Source organism: Nannocystis bainbridge, assembly GCF_028368995.1.
In the GTDB taxonomy this organism is placed as follows: Bacteria; Myxococcota_A; Polyangia; order Nannocystales; family Nannocystaceae; genus Nannocystis; species Nannocystis bainbridge.
Map to the genome: position 1 here is coordinate 1333896 of NZ_JAQNDL010000003.1, position 19065 is coordinate 1352960.

The window sequence follows — 19065 nt, forward strand, 5'->3', positions numbered from 1 at the left end:
GTCGCCCGCCCGCTATCCCGCGAGCGCCGCACCGTGGGGCCCCTCCGCCGACGAGCCTCGCGCCTCCGTAGCACGCGACCGCCGACGATCGGCGAGGGCCACGCCGACCTCGCTGCGGTGTATCGCCGCAGCTCGCCGCGCCGAGTACCGCGAGCTCACCCGGCGCCGACGCGCTGATGAAACAGCTCCTCGAGGGCAGCCACCACCGCGCGGATCCGCGGCACCTGCCGCAGCTCGCGGTGATACACCAGCCACACCGTCACCGACGGCAGCGGTTCCTCGATCTCGATCCGCACCACATTGTCGAGCTCGCGACCGACCACCTCCGCCATCATGGCGATCCCCTGCCCGCGCTCGGTCGCCTCGTGGATCGCCTGCATCGAGTTGGAGCGGAACGGGAAGTGCTTCGCCCCGCGCGCCACCAGCCACTCCTCCAATTCGCGCTGGCGCGGCATCGCCTGGCTGTGGCCGATGAAATCGTGGCGCTCGTAGTCGCCGGGGCGCAGGCGGGCCCCACGGAGCCGGCGCTCCACATACGCCTGCGACGCGAACAGCCCGAGGTGCAGCACGCCCAGGCGGCGCTCGATCAGCACCTGCGACTCGGTGCGAGTGGTGCGGAGCCCGATGTCCGCCTCGCGGCGGGCGAGGTCGGCCAGGCGCGACTCGGCCATCAGCTCGATGCACGTCTCCGGGTGCTTGCGGCGGAACTCGCACAGCCCCTGCGTCACCGCGCGCACGAACCCGTCGCCGACCGACAGCCGGACCGTGCCCGCCAGCTTCGAGCTGCGCCCGCCCGCGTCGCGCCGCACCGCCTGCAGCCCGTGCTCGAGCTCCTCCGCCAGCGCCACCAGCTGCAGCGCGTCCGGCTCGATCGACGTGCCCGCGCTGCTGCGGTGCACCAGCGTCCCCCCGAGCGCGGCCTCGAGCGCCTCGATGCGGCGCGCCACCGTCGAAGTCGAGGTGCCCAGGGCCCGCCCGGCCGCCAGGAAGCTGCCGTGGCGATGCACCGCGAGCAACACGCGCAGGTCGTCCCAGGTCGTCGAGTCGATTTCCATATCCGGGAAACCGTTTAACAGAAATGTCCATCGCTGCGAAGCCGCAGCGCGCTCATCCTTCGCCGCGGGAGCCTCTCATGACTCTATTTGTGAACGGCCGGGGCGCCGCTGCCCCGTGGTGCATTCCTTTGTTCGCCTTGCTCGTCGCCTGCGGCGGCGACGACAGCGAGGCGTCCGCGACCGACGTCGGTGATTCCACGAGCGCGACCGCGGGCGAGGAGGCGCCCCTCACCTATTGGCAGGACGTCGCCCCCATCTACTACGCGCGCTGCGTCACCTGTCATCAGGCCGGCGGGATCGCCCCGTTCCGCCTCGACGATTACGCCGCGGCCGAGCCGTGGGCCGCGGCATCGGCGAGCGCCGTCGCGGCGCGCACGATGCCGCCGTGGCTGGTGACCGACGACGGCAGCTGCGGCAGCTTCGAGGGCTCGCGCGCGCTGTCGGCGGAAGAGATCGATGCGATCGAGGGCTGGGCCGCCGCGGGCGCGCCCGAGGGCGAGCCGCGCACCGACCTCGCGCTGCCGCAGATCGAGGTCCTCGCCGACGCGATCACCTACGAGACCCCGTCGTTCGTGCCCGAGGCCGAGGGCGGCGACCTGGCCGCGTTCGACGAGTACCGCTGCTTCCGCGTCGAAACCGGCCTCACCGCCGATCGCTTCCTCACCGGTTACAGCGTCGAGCCTGGCGTGGCGGCGATGATCCACCACGTGCTCGTCGTCATCGTCGACCCCGAAACCCCGGGCGCCGGCGGCGTCAAGAACAAGGACCTCATCACCGCGCTCGACGCTGAATCACCCGACCGCGACGGTTGGCCCTGCTTCGGCGCCGCCGGCGAAGGCGTCCAGCCGCGAGGGATCCCCGTGTCATGGGCCCCCGGTCAGGGCATCAGCGAGCTGCCCGCCGGCACCGGCTATCGCATGACGAAGGACGACTGGATGATCGTCCAGGTCCACTACAACCTCACCGACGACGCGCTCGCCGGCGTCGAGGACAAGACGGCCGTGCACGTCCGTTACGCCGACAGCGTCGAGCGCGAGGGCCACTTCTTCCTGCCCGACGACCTCCTCAACAGCCTCGCCACCGGCGATCCCGTGCAGCTCGCGCCCGGCGAGGCCTCGGTCGAGTACAGCTTCGACTTCAAGCTCGCCGACTTCCTGCCGCACCACGGCGCGCAGACCGGCGAGCTGCTCGGCATCTTCCCGCACATGCATCAATACGGGCGCAAGCTCAAGGTCGAGCTGGTCGAGGGCGCCGCCGCCCCCCGCTGCGCCGCCGATGTCCAGCGCTGGGACTTCGACTGGCAGCTCTACTACTTTTATCAGCAGCCGCTGCCGCTGACCATCGATTCGAAGCTGCGGATCACCTGTAATTACGACACCCGCAGCGCGGTCGACCCGGTCCTCCCGGGCTGGGGCACCAACAACGAGATGTGCCTCGCCGGCGTGTTCATCGTCCCCGACCCGTGAGCCCCGCCGGGGCCGGCGCGCCGCTCGAGGGAATGGTCGTGTTCATCGTCCCGGGCCCGTGAGCCCCGCCGGGGGTCGGCGGGCCGCTCGAGGAATGACGAGAGCGCAGTCGTGCTCGCGGCGGCGGCCCCTCGCTGCACGCGCGCACGAGCCAGGGGTGCCGCGTGATACGCTCGGTCTCTCCATGAGCGACGCCACCCCGCCGACGATCATCGACGCCTGGATGCAGCACCCGACCCCGCGGTTCATGGCGCAGCCGTGGCTCGACTCGCTCAAGCGCTGGACCGGCGACGATTTCGCCGGCCCGTGGCCGCTCGAGGCGACGCTGACGAGCATGGACCAGGGGGGCGTCGGCTTCGGCCTCATCAGCGCGTGGGTCGGGCCCATGGGCCCGCTCGTCAGCAACGACGAGGTCGCCGCATGGGTCGCGCAGGCGCCCTCGCGGCTGGCGGGCATCGGCTCCGTCGACATCACCCGGCCGATGGACGCCGTGCGCGAGCTGCGTCGCTGCGTCAAGCAGCTCGGGTTCCGCGGCGTGCGCGTGCTGCCGTGGCTGTGGGAGCTGCCGCCGACGCACCCGCGGTTCTATCCGCTGTACGCCGAGTGCTGCGAGCTCGGCGTCCCGTTCTGCACCCAGGTCGGCCACACCGGCCCGCTGAAGCCGTCCGAGGTCGGCAGACCGATCCCCTACATCGACCAGATCGCCCTCGATTTCCCCGAGCTCGTGATCGTCGGCGGCCACATCGGCTACCCGTGGACCGAGGAGATGGTGGCCGTCTGCACCAAGCACCGGAATGTCTATATCGACACCTCCGCCTATACCATCAAGCGCTACCCGCCGACGCTCGTGCAGTACCTCGCCGCGCACGGCCGCAAGAAGGTGCTGTTCGGCACCAACTGGCCGATGATCGCCCCGGCCCACGCGCTCGCGGGCGTCGATGCGCTCGGCCTCGACGCCGAGGCGCGCGCGCTGTTCCTCGCCGGCAACGCCCGGCGTGTGTTCAAGCTGGCCTGACAGCGGCGGCTCTTCGCGTTTTCCCGCGGCCGTCGAGCCGCGTCGATGGCCACGAGCATGCTCCGAGACGCACAGGCACGGTTACGACGAATCTCCCGGCGAGCTCGCAAGCGAGGAGCGCCGCATCACTCGCGCGCGACCTCGGGAGCCGCTCGCCCGCGGCTCTCCGCCTGCCGCAGCTCGCGCTCGAGGAAATAATTCAGCAGCGTCCGCAGCACCACGATCGCCGCCAGCTGACCGATCACCGCCAGCGACGGCGCCACGGCCGTCTTGAGGATGTCGGCCGCCAGCTCGAACTCCAGCGCCAGCGCCAGCGATTTGCCGAGCTGCAGCCGGATCTCGTCCTGATACGTGTCCCGCGGCGAGGCGCGGCGCGGCAGGTGCGGCACGAAGCGAGCGAGGGCCCGCAGCACCGCCACGGCGATCACCAGCGCCCCGCACAGCTCGGCGAAGAACGTCATGTACTGGACGACGGTCGCCAGCACCATCTCGGTGGCACAGGCCCCGGGGATCGCGTTCTCGCATATCTCGCGAGCAGGCTCGACCGCGGCCGCCGGGGCCACCGCGCCGTCCTCGATGCGCACGGTGAGAGGGCAGGCGCACAGCACGAGCAGCGGGGCGAGACGAAGGAGACGCATCACGCGAAATCTTGGTCGACGTCGCCGACCCGGGCCGCACCCCCGGCGTCGCCCGCCCACGCGCTCGCCCGTCGCGCGACGGACAGGCCCGCCGGGCCCATCGGCGCAGCATGCGAGCCGCGCAATCACGAGCGGGCTCGGCCGCAACACTCGACCGGAGCGCCTTCGCTTTGTCCTCACGCATCACGGCGCGTATCGACATTGTGCGCTAATGTCGGGAGCAACCGACACGCGCACGCTCGTGCCCACGCCTGCGGTGATCGACGGCTCGCATCATTCGTCGCACGCGCAAGCCGGCCATATGCGGCACACCTTGTCGCGGGCGATGCACATCTTTGCCGCAGAGGGCAGCTCACATCATTCGTCGCACGCGCAGCCGGGCGGCGTGCGGCATGTCTTGTCGCGAGCGATGCACGTATTGCCGCAGGCCTTGCCCTTGTGACACATCCGGCAGCACGCCCCTGCCGGCGACGCCTCGGGCTCCGGCTCCGGCTCCGGCTCCGGCGCCTCGACGCGCATGTGCGTCTCCGTGGTGGTGGACCGCTCCTCGACCGTCCACGACGACTCGCGGTGCTCGACCCTCGGCCCCGGCGCCGCGCGGGGCGGCGGCGGCGGCGGAGGCGGTCCCCAGGGTGGGTCGGGCTCCGGCTCGACCACCGGCGGCGGGGCCGGAGCCGGGGTCCCCCGCGCGTGTCCGCAGGCCAGCATTCCGGTCACCCCGATTGCAGTGAGGACGCGCAACGGCAGGCCGAGCCGCCGGCGCGCTGCAGCGAGCGCGGGATCGATACATTGCTGGGCCATGCGGATCCTATGCATCGCCGCCTTATCCCTCGCCGCCTGCGCCGGCGTCAACACCGGTCAATCGACCCGGGTCCTCGCCCCGCCCGAGGCCCAGCTCGGCCACGGCTATGATTCGCTGTCCGGCGATATGCGCGGCGCCTGCGTGGCCCCGCGGCCGGTGAACCGCACGCGCAGCGGCGGCATGTGGCGCCGCCACGTCTTCTTCGCTCGCAGCCGCGAGGAGGTCGCGCGCCAGGTCGGCTTCTCCGGCGGCGTGAGCCTCGGCCTGTCCGACTTCGGCCTCGACCTCGGGCTCGAGAACCTCGATCGCCGGACCCACCGTCGGGCCACCACCTTCACGGTCATCCAGATCTCCTTCGACTCCCCGGGCCATTCGCTGGTCGATTATCGCCTGCAAGACGGGGCCGCCGCGACCCTCCGCCGCGAAGGGGCGCACAAGTTCTACGAGGGCTGCGGCGACGGCTTCGTCGCCGCGGTCCGCAGCGGCGGGCTGTTCCTCGGCATCGTCGCGCTCGAGGAGGTCGCCGACGCCGAACTGCAGCGGGTCTCCGGCGGCGCCGGGGTGTCGTTCTTCGGCTTCGGCGTCAGGGCCGGGGCCGGCAGCGAAACCCGGCAATTCTTCGCGCGGCACCGCGCCCGCTATTACGTGCTGCAGAACGGCGGCGGCCCGGGCGGCTGGAACTCGGTGAGCGAGCTGCAGGACATCGACGTCCTGGTCCAGCGCGCCCAGGCGTTCGAGCGCGAGGTCCAGGCCGGCGCGACCGTGCCGACGCAGCTCATCGTCAAGCCGTACCAGGTGATCTCCAACCTGCCGCGCGGCGCCACCCTGTGGAACCTGCTCCCGCAGCAGCGCTTCCTCGACGCGCTGGCCCTGCGCCACGGCGAGCTCAAGCGGGCCGACGACGAGGTCCAGTCGCGCATCGCCGCTGGCTATTGCAAGCGCCGCGGCGACGCCAGGGAGCTCGAGCGGCTCCACGCGCGCTATGCCCCCGCGATCGAGGCCAGCCGCAAGCGCGCGCAGGACTGCCAGATCGATCCGCGGCGGAGCTGCAGCGATCGCGGGCTGACCTTCGTCGACCCGCCGGCTCACGCCAGGGCGCTCGCGCGCTGCGAGCCGCCGCCCCCGCCTGTCGATCTCACCCCGCCTCCGCCGCCCCCGCAGCCCGGCGTCGACGCCCCGTGCCACCTGTGGCAGTTCTCGTCGCTCTCCGTGCGCGTCGCCTCGCGCGAGTACGACGCCGATGGTTCGGCCCCCGAGCTCATCGTCTCGCTGCACAGCGACGGGCGCCAGATCGGCCTGCCGACCGTCAGCAGCTATTCGCATCAGGGCGAGCTGACCGACCTGTATTTAAAGCCAGGTGCGGCGGTGACCGTCTCGATCTGGGACCGCGACCTCATGGTCGACGATCACCTCGCCTCGCTCGCCGGCAACGTCCCGCCGATGCTCCCGTCCGGGCAGTGGACGCTCGGAAAGGGCGAGACGCGGGCCGTGCTGGCCGCCCAGTGCCGGGATTGAGCCGCCGAGCGATCGCTGCCCGATTCGCGGATCGCTGACCTGCAGCGCGAATCCGCGAACGCCACCGCATGGCGAGAATCCGACGACATGTCCCGTAGGACATGTTTTTTTTAAAAAAATAAGAATGCCATCGTTGACGAAGCACGCGGGCGTCCCTCGCATGCGCGGGCCCGGGGCCCCATCACCGCCTTCTGCGCGGCGTTCTCATACGTGCGAACCTCACCCGCACGTTTGCGACGGCGGCCTCGCGGGTGCGCGCGCGCGTCGAGGTAAAACGGAGCCCGACAGGTGGGTTCATGAACACGCGCATTCGCTCTGCTTCGCTCCCCTCCCGCTCTTCCGTCCTCACGCTCTCATGGGCCCTGACGATCGGCCTGCCGCTCGCGGGGGCGAGCTGCGGTGGCGGCGGCGGCCCTGCTGCGAGCAGCGACACTGACGGCGTCGGAACCGAGACCACCGCTGCGAGCGACGTCACCGCCAGCGAGCCGACGACATCCCCTTCGAGCGCCGGCCCCACGACCTCCTCCACCACCGGCGACAGTGGCGGTCCCACGACCTCCTCCTCGACCCGCGGAGACGCCCCGGACCTCACGACCTCCTCCTCGACCGGCGATGACCTGCCCGCGAGCTACCGCCACGGCGACCTCGTGACCATCGAGGGCGATTTCGGCAGCAACGACGTCACCCGGACCTTCCTCGGCGGCGCTGACGGCAAGATCGAGTCGCTCTCGCCCGGGCAGACCATGGAGAGCGGCGACGGTTGGTCGTTCAACGATCTCGGCGGCCCCACCAGCGTCGAGATCGACCCCGAGCGCGGCAGGGTCCTTTTTACGCCCGAGGACAGCGATCACTACAACGCCACCCGGCGCTTCGATCCGGGCTTCCCCATCGCCGAGCAGCGGCACTTTTATAAGGCCCACTACGTGCGCAACGTGATGCTCCTGGACGGCGCCCCGTACGTCAAGACCTACCAGTGGAAGCACGAGCGCGTGAACTGGGAGAACACCGTCGTCGACGGCGACTGCGAGATCAAGATCCACAACCAGATCGGCGGCGCCGGCGTGCTCACCTTCGTCAACCGCTCGGCCAGCGACAAGTCCACCTATTACGGCGGACAGGCCGGCGACAGCAACGGCGGCTGGGCGCTGCTGGAGATCCTCGTCTTCACCGGCACCGAGGGGCAGGAGGACGGCAAGCTGATCACCCGCGTGCACAAGGACGGCAAGACGATCATCAGCGAGAACATGCAGACCGAGCGGATCTACGCTGACCCGTCCATGCGCCTGCGTCACTTCATCGAGCAGAACTACTTCGGCAATTTCGGCCAGGCCGAGGACGGTGTCGACAATCCGCTGCCCAAGCCGGACGTGCGCGAGCTGTGGTCGGACGACAGCCGCGTCCTCGTCGGCAACACCGCCGAGACTGGCTGGAGGCGCGTCGAGCTGCGCGACAGCGTCGACCTCCAGAGCGCCACGCTGCGCGAGGTCCAGGAGTGGATCGGCTGGGACGGCGCCATCGACCTGCGCCTCAACGCCGACGGCCTCCCCCCGGGCGAGCACGACCTGTTCCTGGTCGTCATCGACGGCGTCGACCCCGAGGGCTGGGACATCGTGACTCACGCCATGCCCATCCGCGTCGGCGTCGATTGAGGCGCGGCGAAAACCGGGCACGCGCCGAAGCGCCGGCACGTGGTCCCCTTTCGTTTGTCGCGGAGGCGACGCGTATCAATCGACGCGTGCAGCGGCCACCGCGACGAGGGCCGAATACGGGGCGAGCGCCGACCCCAGGGCGGCGTCGAGGGCGTCGTTGCGAAACTCCGCGTCGGCGGCGGACCGGATGTCCGTCGTGAAGAAGGCTTGCCCCGTGCGCAAGCCCGTGTGACTCGCGGCGACGAAGGCATCGCCGGGCCGCGCGTCGTGGGCCCCTGCGGCGAGCTCCTCGAGCACCCCGCCGCGCTCGCGGTAGCAACGCGCGCCGCCGGTGCTTGCAACGTGGGCCACGTCGCCGAGCAGGAGCACGACGCTCGCGCCCGAACAATAGGGCGGCGGTGGGGTCGCGGCTGCGAGCGTCGCGGCTGCGCCGTCGCTCACGCGAGCCAGGCGTGCAAGGGCGCCCTTGATGCCCTCGAGCGACGGGGTGGCGAGATTGCCCTGCACCGCGACCAACGCGACCACGCGCCCCTCCTCGACCGACCGCGCCTCCACGCTGGACGCCGCGTCGGTGTCTGCGCGCCGTCCGTGAACGAGGGCCCCGAACTGTGTTGCCATGGGTGCCAGGGTAGCGGATCGCCGCTGAGAGGAAAGCGAAACGAGTGGGCCGCGCGCGATGAAGTTCGCAAGCGCGCCCGCGGGGTCTCGCCCGCCGTGTCGGCCGCGAGCTCGCGGCCTCGCGCAGGACCAGAAGGGGCGTCGCCTCGAGCCGCCGTGGCCGATCGACATGAACCAAAGGACAGACGCCCGCCGGGGTCGCTCGCGAGCTCCGCCTCGCGCAGGGCGAGCACGAGCAGCGCCGCGGGCGGCGATGCTGACCCGAAGGACCGGAGCCGCATCTCCTGCCGCGAGCTGCAGCGAAATGGCGCCACATGTCCCTTCAGACAGCTCTCAAGCATGCCCCGAGCGTCGCGCCGCTCCCCTGCGCACCGGCCTCGCCGGTCCCGCTCAGGGGATGTCCGCCACGGTCACGCCGAGCCGCTCGGCGTAGCGCTCGAGCGTGCGCTGCCACGCCGGGCGCGCCAGGGCTCGCACGTAGAACGCCCGCAGCCGCGGGTAGTCGCCGAGCAGGGCCGTTTGACGGATCTCCCGCAGGACGGTGGCGAGCAGGATGTCGGCCACCGAGAACTCGTCCGCGGCGATCCACGTGCGCCCCTCGAGTCGGCGCTCGAGCCCGGCGAACAGCCGGCGGGTCCAGGCCACCAGCGCGGCTTGCTGCTCGTCGCTGCCCGCCGGCAGGCCGCCGCCGCCGATCAGCTGGATCGTCGCCACCGGCGGCTCGACCGAGGTGAGCGCCGCGAAGCACCACTGGACGATCGCCGCCCGGCCCGCGGCGTCGGCCGGCAGCGCCCCGGCCTTCTCCGCCAGGTACAGCAGGATGGCGCCCGTCTCGGCGATGATGACGCCATCGTCGTCGATCACCGGCGCCTGGTTGAACGGGCTGATCGCCGCGAACGCCGGGCTGTCGAACTCGCCGCCGGTGTGGTCGAGCGGGTGGACGCGATAGCGCAGCCCGAGCTCCTCGAGCGCCCACAGCACGCGCAGGTCGCGTGTCTCGCCGATGACCTTGGGATGGACCCGGCCGAAGCCGTAGAGCGTGATCATCCGAACCTCCTCACCCGGGCCGTCGTGGCCGTGGGCATGCCAAGGAAGAGCACGTCAGCGATTTGCGCGCAAGCTGACTCGGCCATACGCAGAGCGCCATGAACCAAGCTCCGCGGCCAGGGCCCATGACGCGCGATGGCCGTTCTCACGGGCTAGCCGGGCACCTCCGTCAGCGAATCCGCCAAACGACGCAGCGCGCGGACCCGGCGAGGATCTCCCCGCGTTTGTTCGAGCGCCTCCGCCAGACGTCCCGCCGCCAGGGCGTACGCCGCGTCCATGCCCTGCCGCGCGCGCGGGTTCGCGTCGAAGATGGCGAGCGCCTCCTCGAGGAACGGAATGGCCAGAGCGGGAGATCCGCTCGCCAGGTGCACGCGCCCGATCCCCAGCGCCGGGAAGGCCCGCAAGACCTTCTCCTCGTCCGGCACCTCCGAATAGAGCACCGTCAACCGCGCGAAGTACGGCAGCGCTTCGTGGCAGCGGTTCAGATCGCACAGGCACTCGCCGATGTTTGTCAGCACCCCCGGGACATCGAATTCCACCGTCGTCTGCTCCTCGTCGTGGATCCGCAGCAGTTCGCGGCTCGTCTCGAGCAAACGCGCGACGTCGCCACTCGCGAGGTAGATGTCCGAGAGCACCAGCAGCGCCGCCACGCGATCGGGATGGCCGCGCGGCAGCTCCCTCGTGTACACCGCGAACGCCCAGCGGGCCCGCCGTTCCGCCCGCTCCAGTGATTCGGACGCCCGGTCGGTCTCGGCCAGCATGAGCTCCGCGGTCGCGACCCGCACGCTGTCGCGCCCGTACGTGGCGGAGAGGACCGCGCGGGCGTGCTCGAGCGGCGCTACCGCCTCCGAATAGCGCTGATCTTCGACAGCATCGATCCCGAGGTCGAGCTCGCAACGCGCGACCCACGGGTGCTCGGCGCCGTAGCGGGACCGGAGCTCCTCGCACAGCGCCTGGCGCAGGGCGAGACGCTCCTTCGGCGAATCTGCGCGGCCGAGGCTGCTGGCGAGCCCCTCGCGGGCGACGACGAGGTGCGGATGGTCGGCCGGGTGCAGGGCCTCCAGCGCGCGAATCACCATTCTGCGGAGTACCACGGCTTCGTGCGCGCGCCCCGGCTGCAGGTCCAGCAATTGCGCCTGCACGGCCTGCAACGTCGCGCCCACGGCCGGATCTGCCGCATCCACCACGGTGCTGTATGCGTGCTCCAGCCACATCTCGCCGCCGCTCGAGTCCCCCAGCTCGAAGCCATCCACCAGCGCGAGCTCGCTCCAGATCTGCCACAGAAGATCCGAACGACCGGCCCTTGCGGCGCGATCATAGGCGGTATGCAATGCCCGCCGGGCCAGATACGGCTCGCGCAACACGCGGTTCCGTAGCCGCCCCATCGCCAGCCACGATTCGGCCTCTGCCCCCGGATCGCCGATGCGCCTGCTCGCCTGTAACGCGAGCTCGCTCACCGCCACCGCGTCCCGGCCTTGTTTCGTCGCCTCGAGCACGCTCGCACGCGAGGCGAGCGCAGCCACCTCCGCGGCTCGCGGCGCAGGGGCGGTCGCCAGGGACAGGCGACAACGTTGCGGATCTGGCAAACCGGCGACCAGCCCCTCGGCCTCCGCTGCGATCCCGGCATCGGGCGCTGACAGCTGCTCGACGAGGTTCCCCAGAGCGTCTCGCGCTCGCTCGAGGCACTGGACCCTCCGCTCGAGCCGTGGTCGCGCCTGCTCGCTCGGTGTCACCGACGATTCACAGGCGTCTGCACGCGCTCGCGTCCACGCGCCCGCGTAGTCGTCCAGGGCCTTGACGACCCGCTCGCGGGCCATCGCTGCGAACGGAGCGTCGAGTGCGATGAACGCCGCCTCGAGCGCATCCCGGCGTGCTGGATCCCAGACCCCCACGAGCGCCGTCTCCGGCGCCGGGCAGCCGACGACCTCGGGCGGGCCCAGCCTGAGTTGATTGCCGGCGACGGCCGCCGCGATCATCGCCGGCCCCGCGACCGCGAACATCCGCGTCCGCTTGCGCCGGCCGAGCGCGGCCTCGATCTCGGCGATCAGCCGCGCCATCGCCGGATAACGATCGGCAGGGCTGTACGCGAGCCCTGTTGTCAATAGTCGCCGCAACCAGCGCGGCATCTTCGCCGCATGCGGCAGCGCCCGCGCGCCGCCCCCCGCGCGCCCACGCTCGAGCATCTCCTCCACCGTGAATGGACGCTCGCCGTGGACCGCCTCGTACAGGGCGACGCAAAACGAGAATTGATCGCTGCGAGCGTCGCACGCCGCACCGCTCAATTGCTCCGGAGACATGTACGCGGGCGTCCCGGCCAGCGAGCCCGTGGTCACCGCGGCGGGTGCGGCCCAGTCGACGCTTCCGCTGGCCGGCGCGCTCGCGGGCGCTTGCAGCCGTTCGCCGCGCGCGAGGCCGAAATCGACGATTCGGACCCGGCCGTCCTCGCCCACCAGGGCGTTCGCCGGCTTGAAGTCGCGGTGCACGATCCCGGCGCGATGCGCCGCCTCGAGCCCGTGCGCGGCCTCGACGAAGCGCCGGAGGATGTCCTCAAGCGACCTGGATCCGCCGACGAGCCAGTGAGCCAGCGTCGTGCCAGGCACCAGCTCCATGACGATGAAGACGCCCTCCTCGTGTTCTCCGACCTCGTAGACCTGGACTACGTTCGGATGCGACAGCCTCGCCAGCGCTCGCGCCTCGCGGAGCAGCCGGCCCCGCTCGCCGGGTGCATGGGCGACCACCTCCGGGCGGATCACCTTCAATGCGACCCTGCGATCCAACTGCTCGTCTTCCGCCGCGTACACCACCCCCATCCCGCCCTGCCCGAGCGTCTCGCAGACGCGAAAGCGGCCGATCGTGACGGTCTCCGAGGTCTCGCCGAACAGGCGCCACGCGATCCTGCGGCTCATCGCCTCGCCCTCGAGGTCCCGCGTCGGCGGACTGAATCCCCGCGAGCTGGTCGGCTCACTGTCCATCACAGGTCCATCGCCAGTATACGCCGTCTCGCGGCGCGTCCGCCTGTGATAAAGTGAGGTCATGACGAGCGACGTCGAGCTACTCCAGGCGTGGCGTTCGGGGGACCGTCGCGCGGGCAATGACCTCTTCAAGCGCCATTTCGACAGCATCCGCCGCTTCTTCCGCAATAAGGTCGACTTCGGGGTCGAAGACCTGGTTCAGCGGACCTTCGTCGCTTGCGTCGAGGGCCAGGAACGGTTCCGCGAGGACTCTTCATTTCGCACCTATCTGTTCGGGATCGCCCATAACATCCTGCGGGAGTTCTTTCGGGCCAAGCTGCGGGCCCCGGCTCCCCTCGACCTCGAGCAAGCGTCTGCCATCGACCTCGGCGCCGGCCCGTTCTCCCTGCTGGCGCGGCGCGCCGAAGAAAAGCTGCTGCTCCACGCCCTGCGTCGCCTCCCGCTGGCGTCCCAGATGATCCTCGAATTGTATTATTGGGAGCAGATCACCGGCGGGGAGCTGGGGGTGCTGTTGAACGTCCCTGAAGACACCGCGCGCAGCCGCCTGCGCAAGGCCAAGCGGCAGCTCGAGTTGCTCCTCCACCAGCTCGAGACCGACCGCGAGAGCCTGCATAGCACGATCTCGGACCTGGAGCGGTGGGCAGCCGGTCTGCGTGACCAGCTGGCGCTCGCGCGCTGAAGCATCAAATGTTCCGACTTTTCATGAACGCACGGATCGCCGGAGCCGGAGCCGCCAGGTTGTACTGACAGCGCGGGCCGTCCCCGCTGCATATCCCCCCATAATGGAGACCGACGACCTCGCCGGTGCCGGCATCGACCATCAGCGAGCCCGAGCTCCCGCCCAGCGTCGAGCAGTCGTGCCACAGCTCGTTGTCCGCGACCTTGAGCAGCCTGCCCGGCGCGACCCGCTTGATGTCGAAGGTCTCGCCGAAGATCCTGGTGATGAGGTCCTTCGGGTAGAACGCCGTCTTCTCGGCGGGATAGCCGATGAGGCACACCGTCTGGTCCTCCCGCACCGCGCTGGCGAACCTCACCAGCCCCGTGGGCGGCACCGCGGGGCCCTGCGCCACGTCGATCTTCAGGAACGCGACGTGAAGCGCGTCGGAGATGTCGAGGAGCTGCGTCACCTTGAACTCGCGCGACTGCGTCGAACCCTTCTCGGCCAAGAAATCGACGTATAGCTCGGTCCTGCCCCGCGCCTGCAGCTCGCCGAAATAGTGCCCCATGTGGCCCGCCGTGGCGATCACGTCAGGACGTACCAGCCACGCCGTCCCCAGGTTCTCGTAGGCCGGGTTGCCGGCGAGCTCGAACCGCCCGACGCAGGCGATCGCCGGCCCGATGCACGATCGCGCGGTCGTCAGCACGGGCGGCCACTTGCCGGACAGCGGCAGGGCGAACGAACCGCCGACGATCGGGATGCTCGGGTTGTCCCCGTCGATGGGATGGATGTTGCGATAAATCAAATGCTTCAGCAGCGCGGGGCCGAGCACGTCCCCGAAATTCTCGGGCGCGAGTTCGGGCAGCAAACCGCCCCGATAATCCTGCATCAGCTTCTCCAGCGAGAACCTCGCCCCCGTGAATCGCTCCTCCGCCATGTTTCACCTCCGGCCGGATAGTGACGGCCGTTCGCCGAACCGTCACGCGCCCTCGGCGACAAATTTCGCGCGCGCCGGGTCGCTTCCGCCGGCGTGACGGTTCGGTGTTCCGGCGTCACTATCCGGCGGTCCCGTGGCGCGCTGCCTGCGGGGCGATTTTTGAACGCTGCGAATCGTGAACGAAAGGACGGCATCATGGCGACGACTTGGTTATTGAAGGATGCGACCGGAGCCAACCTCACCCATCAGCCCCCGAGCGGCTCTCCGCTCGAGCTCAATTTCACCCCGAGGGGTGAAGCCCATCTCGCGGGCTGGCCCGCCGAGTTGATCTACCTCTGCGAGGCCACCGAGCCCACCGGGGCGACGGTCGTCATCCATCTCAGCCCCGACGAGTCCGGCTACTGGCTCTCGCAGGTGATGACGCGCCCCCGGGAAGACCCGTCGCACCCCGGCGACTACACCTGGACGACTGAAGGCGACGGGACGACGACGATCACGTTCGATGTCCCGGCCCTCACCAGCACGGAGATCTACCGCTGGACGCTCGGCGAGGACGAACCACCGATCGCGCTCAAGATGAAGGTCCGCGTGCATCGGTAGCGCCCGGCGAAAGAATCGACGCCCCGGCGTGACGGTCTTCGACCCGCCTGTCACTCATGCATCGAAGCGGCCGACCGGCTCCGTCCTTTCGACGGAGCGGTCGGCCCGCCCCCAGGATTGTCATGGCCCACAACACGCTCCAGATCTATCTCAACGAGATCATGTTCGACCGCGCCACCCTCGAGGTGATGCACGGATACGTCGCCACCTTCGCCAGCGCGAGCGTCGATTCGCGCGACGGCAGGGCCGGCGACGACGACGAGTGCAGCTGCCAGATGTACATCAGCCCGATGGCCTTCCGCGTCCAGCGCGAGAACGTCGCCGGCCGCGCCGACCGGATCCACCAATACGACGGCGACGGCCTGCTGCTGGCCTCTTTCCCCAGCAAGGACCTCGACTCCATCTCGCTCACTTCTTTCTTCATCCGCGACCACAGCCGGTCCCGTGACACCGCGACGATGCTGGAGAACCTCTTCGAGGGCGAGGGGCAGGGTCAGGCGCTCGTCGACGCGCTGCTCCCGCTCGTGAAGATGCTGCCCAGCGGAGGCCTCGCCGCGTCCGCCGTGATCGGCCTGCTGCCCGACGTCGCCCGGCTCATCGCCCGCGTGCTCAAGAATCGCAGGGACGCGATCAAGATCTACGCCGACGGCTCGCTCAACTTCCGCGACCCCGCCAGGCAGGTCGACAGCGACCAGGCGTGGGGCAAGAGCAGGGGCGACAAGGGCTACTTCAACACCACGTGGGACTTCTGCACCACGCGCGACCCATACGCGCCGGTGCACCGCCTCACCCTCCCGAAATCGTTGAAGGAGCGGCTCGGGCTCAGCTGACCTCCCCTCGGACCCCCGGCACGTCATGAAGATTCCTCCTCGCGTCATCGAACTGCTCCGGGCCGGCACGCCGCCCGTCTTCATCCTCGTGCTCGTGCTGGGGGCACTATGGTTCGTCAACAGTCGCTTCTCGGACTGCCAGGCGTTCGAGTGCATCATCCCTGTCCAGCGGGCCGAGCCGGAGGTGGAGCTCTACGCCACGCACACCGTCTTCGATCGCCATGGCATCCACGAGTACCAGGTCTCGGGGACGTTCCTCCAGGCTTCGTCGCAAGTGCTGTCCGGGCTCGAAGAGGAGTTCGTGGTGGTCTTGCTGGTCTACGACCGCAGCGGCGCCATGCTGCACATCGACCACGAGACGCTCGTCAGCGGTCGCTTCACGTTCCACTTCCCGCTGCGGACCACCGTGGCGCCCGAGGTCATCAACGTCAGCGTGCGGCGACGAACGCTCTGCCGTCCCGCGCCCGCCACACACGAGGTCGAGGGCCGCGCCGAGAAGCCGACATCCGCCGCGGCCGTGAACGACGGGCCCACCCGGCCACCCGACGAGAAATGCAAAGAGAAGTCCCAGCATCTCGCCAGCGCCACCATCGAGCTGCCCGCCGATACCTCCAAGAAGCCCACCTCGCGGCTCAGCCTCGAGAAGGACGGCAACTCGCTCCGCCTGCTGTTCGCCATCTTCGCCGCCGGGCTGATGAGCATCGGCACCGTCCGTCTGCTCGACAGCCGTCTCCCCTGGCAACAGACCGTGCTGACGATGGTGATCTTCGGCCGCATCACCCTCGCCTGCTTCGCCGCGACGATGGCGGTCGTGATCCTCCGCGGCTACCACACCCTCACCTCCGGCGATCTCAAGTCCGAGCTGGTGTCGATCGGGCTCGGGTACATCCAGAAGGGTCGCTTCAGCGAGCTCGCCAGCGAGGACTGGCTGTTCATGTTCGACATCCCGGCTCCCGCCAAGGACGGCACGATCGCGGCGCTCGGTGCTCCCGTATGGGTCATCATGTTCGCCACGCTCGGCGCCGGCATCATGGTCACCCGGTTCCTCCTCGACGAGATTACGGAGGCCAAGATCGACAACGAGACCAACCGACTCCGCGACCATTTCCTCGCCGTCGCGTTCGCGCCGCTCGGGGCGATCTTCGTCTATCAGGTGGCCAGCAAGCTCGACATCGCCAATCGCGAGCTCATCGCCAGCTCGGCGCTCGCGTCCGGTCTGGCCATGGGGCACATCCTCGATCGCTCCATCACCTTCGTCACCGAGCACTTCCCGGCCGGCCAGGGAGACTCGAACGCGAAACAGGGGACGGCCCTCGCCACCGTCCCCCCGGCGGTCACGCCCCCGCAGCCGCCCACGCCCACGCTCGGCGATCCCGACGGATCGTGAGGAGGGCGAGGGCTGCAGGCCAGGTCTCCTGGCGCGTGGAGTTCGGGGCGACTCGGCGCTGACCCGCGCTCAGCAGAACTGGCACTCGCATTCGATCCCGACCGGCTGGTCGTTGCATTTCGTGTGCGGCGGCGAAGCCTCGCAGATCTCCTGGCCGCACTCGCAGTCGATCTCCGCCGCATCGCCGCAGGCCGCGGGCTTCGGCTCGCACACGTGATAGGCGCCCTTCTGGCCCTTGAGTACACACACCAGCGGATCGCTGTCGAGCTCGCACGCCGCGCAGTCGGGCGCCCAGTCGCAGGCCTCGACGGGCGTGCACTGGCCCGACCAGCAATCGTCCTTGACGCTCGGCAGCGTCCCGGCGGCGCAGATCGGCGGTGGCGTGTTGCACGTCACCCCGAACGGGTTGCACGTCACCTTGGGGAACGTGCAGCGGCCGAACCGGCACTCCGGCTGGTCCGGCCCGAGGTCGAGCGTCGAGCACACGTCGACGAAGCACTCGGGCACGTCGCAGGTGGGCGGCGCCTCGCCGACCGCGATCACGTCGCAGGTGCAGCAGTCGGTGTGGAGCTGGCAGTCGCTGTCCTGCTCGCAGGTCGCGCCCATCGGCTCGCCGGTGGTGCCCTCCGAAGTCTCGGCGGCCGTCGTCGCGTCCGTCGTCGAGGTCGTGTCTGCCGTCGTCGCCGACACCGCCGTCGTCTCGCCGGTCGCAGTCTCGGACGCCGAGGTCGTCGAGGTCGTCGAGGTCGAACTCGTCGGACCTGTCGTCGTCGTCACCGCCTCGGTCGTCGCCGTGGTGGTCGTCGTCGTGTCGGTCGTCGCCTCGGTCGCCGTCGCCGGCCCGGTCGACTCGGTGGTCGCCACCGTCGTCGCCGTGGTCGCCGAAGTCGCGTCGCCGCAGGCCGGGAGCGAGAGCAGGAAGATCGCCGCGAGGGCGCCGGAGAACCTTGTATGGGAAGCCATGGCCCCTCCTCTACCACAGCCCGCCAGGGCCACCAGGCGGGCGCAGCCAACCGCCCGCGAGGCGCGCGGCGGCGCCGAGCTGCGGCCGTCTACGGCGCGCCTGCAGGCTTCGGCGCGGCCCGCTGCGCCGGCTCACGCGCGCCGGCGTCGGCGCGCTTGCCTCGCGCCCGTCACGGTCCGACAATCGCCGCGCCATGGACAAGACCTACCCCAGCGCCGACGCGGCCGTCGCCGACCTGCGTGACGGCATCACCCTCATGAGCGGCGGCTTCGGCCTGTGCGGCAACCCCGAGAACTTGATCCAGGCGATCCATCGCAAGGGCATCCGCGACATCGACCTCGTCAGCAACAACTGCGGCGTCGACGGCGTCGGCCTCGGCATCCTGCTCGAGGCCGGGCAGGTGCGCAGCATCACCGCCTCGTACGTCGGCGAGAACAAGACCTTCGAGAAGCTCTACCTGTCGGGCCAGCTCAAGGTCACGCTGGTCCCGCAGGGCACCCTGGCCGAACGGATCCGCGCCGGCGGGGCCGGCATCGGCGGCTTCTACACGCCGACCGGCTACGGCACCCCGATCGCCGAGGGCAAGGAGGTGCGCGAGATCGACGGCCGCTGGTACGTGCTCGAGGCGCCGCTCAAGGCCGACTTCGCCATCGTCAAGGCGTGGAAGGGCGACACGCACGGCAACCTCGTGTTCCGCCGCACCGCCAACAACTTCAACCAGGCGATGGCCAGCGCCGCCAAGATCACGATCGCCGAGGTCGAGGAGCTGGTGCCCGCCGGCGCGCTCGACCCCGACCACGTGCACACCCCCGGCATCTACGTCCAGCGCATCATCCAGGGCGAGCGCTACGCCAAGCCGATCGAGTTCCGGACCGTCCGGAGCGCCTGACCGTTTCGCCAGGTCCCAAGAGA

At 70.1% G+C, this 19065-nt stretch carries 17 protein-coding genes; 9 read left to right on the forward strand and 8 right to left on the reverse strand.

Features of this window, described 5'->3' with window-relative positions; genetic code table 11:
- Window positions 1-155 precede the first annotated feature (155 nt).
- Entirely contained in the window at window positions 156-1055 is a 900-nt protein-coding gene (locus POL25_RS30540) for a LysR family transcriptional regulator (protein WP_272089785.1), read from the reverse strand.
- A 77-nt stretch (window positions 1056-1132) separates the two neighbouring features.
- Here POL25_RS30540 and POL25_RS30545 point away from each other — a divergent pair, with 77 nt between their 5' ends.
- Together POL25_RS30545 and POL25_RS30550 are read left to right on the forward strand one after the other, a co-directional pair.
- Window positions 1133-2521 (forward strand): monooxygenase, encoded by a 1389-nt coding sequence (locus POL25_RS30545; protein WP_272089787.1) that lies wholly within the window; start codon window positions 1133-1135, stop codon window positions 2519-2521.
- Between the two features lie 184 nt (window positions 2522-2705).
- Window positions 2706-3536, forward strand: coding sequence for an amidohydrolase family protein (locus POL25_RS30550; RefSeq protein ID WP_272089788.1), 831 nt, complete (start codon window positions 2706-2708; stop codon window positions 3534-3536).
- A gap of 125 nt (window positions 3537-3661) precedes the next feature.
- Here POL25_RS30550 and POL25_RS30555 read toward each other — a convergent pair whose 3' ends face one another.
- Window positions 3662-4174: a DUF1622 domain-containing protein gene (locus POL25_RS30555; protein WP_272089789.1), complete on the reverse strand. Its 513-nt coding sequence runs from the start codon at window positions 4172-4174 to the stop codon at window positions 3662-3664.
- A 357-nt stretch (window positions 4175-4531) separates the two neighbouring features.
- Window positions 4532-4975, reverse strand: a complete 444-nt coding sequence (locus POL25_RS30560) for a hypothetical protein (RefSeq protein ID WP_272089790.1) — start codon at window positions 4973-4975, stop codon at window positions 4532-4534.
- Here POL25_RS30560 and POL25_RS30565 point away from each other — a divergent pair.
- Both POL25_RS30565 and POL25_RS30570 read left to right on the forward strand, forming a co-directional pair.
- Window positions 4974-6491 carry a hypothetical protein gene (locus POL25_RS30565; protein WP_272089791.1) on the forward strand — a complete coding sequence of 506 codons (1518 nt, stop codon included), beginning with the start codon at window positions 4974-4976 and terminating at the stop codon, window positions 6489-6491. The genes POL25_RS30560 and POL25_RS30565 overlap by 2 nt on opposite strands.
- Before the next feature lie 296 nt (window positions 6492-6787).
- Complete coding sequence (locus POL25_RS30570) at window positions 6788-8140, forward strand: hypothetical protein (protein WP_272089792.1); 1353 nt, start codon at window positions 6788-6790, stop codon at window positions 8138-8140.
- A gap of 75 nt (window positions 8141-8215) precedes the next feature.
- Here POL25_RS30570 and POL25_RS30575 read toward each other — a convergent pair whose 3' ends face one another.
- The 3 genes from POL25_RS30575 to POL25_RS30585 all read right to left on the reverse strand — a co-directional run bounded on the left by POL25_RS30575 (window position 8216) and on the right by POL25_RS30585 (window position 12711).
- The gene (locus tag POL25_RS30575; RefSeq protein ID WP_272089793.1) at window positions 8216-8758 is read right to left on the reverse strand and encodes a hypothetical protein; all 543 of its coding nucleotides are present in this window, start codon (window positions 8756-8758) and stop codon (window positions 8216-8218) included.
- A gap of 390 nt (window positions 8759-9148) precedes the next feature.
- Entirely contained in the window at window positions 9149-9805 is a 657-nt protein-coding gene (locus POL25_RS30580; protein WP_272089794.1) for a glutathione S-transferase family protein, read from the reverse strand.
- A 152-nt stretch (window positions 9806-9957) separates the two neighbouring features.
- Complete coding sequence (locus tag POL25_RS30585; protein WP_272089795.1) at window positions 9958-12711, reverse strand: serine/threonine-protein kinase; 2754 nt, start codon at window positions 12709-12711, stop codon at window positions 9958-9960.
- A 127-nt stretch (window positions 12712-12838) separates the two neighbouring features.
- Between POL25_RS30585 and POL25_RS30590 the strand changes: the two genes are divergently transcribed.
- The gene (locus POL25_RS30590) at window positions 12839-13456 is read left to right on the forward strand and encodes an RNA polymerase sigma factor (protein WP_272089796.1); all 618 of its coding nucleotides are present in this window, start codon (window positions 12839-12841) and stop codon (window positions 13454-13456) included.
- A gap of 4 nt (window positions 13457-13460) precedes the next feature.
- On the opposite strand, the gene POL25_RS30595 is transcribed toward POL25_RS30590, so the two are convergent.
- Entirely contained in the window at window positions 13461-14372 is a 912-nt protein-coding gene (locus tag POL25_RS30595; RefSeq protein WP_272089797.1) for a trypsin-like serine peptidase, read from the reverse strand.
- 195 nt (window positions 14373-14567) lie between these two features.
- Here POL25_RS30595 and POL25_RS30600 point away from each other — a divergent pair, with 195 nt between their 5' ends.
- The 3 genes from POL25_RS30600 to POL25_RS30610 all read left to right on the forward strand — a co-directional run bounded on the left by POL25_RS30600 (window position 14568) and on the right by POL25_RS30610 (window position 17189).
- Window positions 14568-14972, forward strand: coding sequence for a hypothetical protein (locus tag POL25_RS30600; protein ID WP_272089798.1), 405 nt, complete (start codon window positions 14568-14570; stop codon window positions 14970-14972).
- A gap of 122 nt (window positions 14973-15094) precedes the next feature.
- Window positions 15095-15802, forward strand: coding sequence for a hypothetical protein (locus tag POL25_RS30605; RefSeq protein ID WP_272089799.1), 708 nt, complete (start codon window positions 15095-15097; stop codon window positions 15800-15802).
- 25 nt (window positions 15803-15827) lie between these two features.
- Complete coding sequence (locus tag POL25_RS30610) at window positions 15828-17189, forward strand: hypothetical protein (protein ID WP_272089800.1); 1362 nt, start codon at window positions 15828-15830, stop codon at window positions 17187-17189.
- Window positions 17190-17258: 69 nt separating this feature from the next.
- Here the strand turns inward: POL25_RS30610 and POL25_RS30615 are convergent, their stop codons facing one another.
- Window positions 17259-18152: a hypothetical protein gene (locus POL25_RS30615; protein WP_272089801.1), complete on the reverse strand. Its 894-nt coding sequence runs from the start codon at window positions 18150-18152 to the stop codon at window positions 17259-17261.
- Window positions 18153-18346: 194 nt separating this feature from the next.
- Between POL25_RS30615 and POL25_RS30620 the strand changes: the two genes are divergently transcribed.
- Window positions 18347-19042 (forward strand): CoA transferase subunit A, encoded by a 696-nt coding sequence (locus tag POL25_RS30620; RefSeq protein WP_272089802.1) that lies wholly within the window; start codon window positions 18347-18349, stop codon window positions 19040-19042.
- The last annotated feature ends 23 nt before the right edge of the window (window positions 19043-19065 follow it).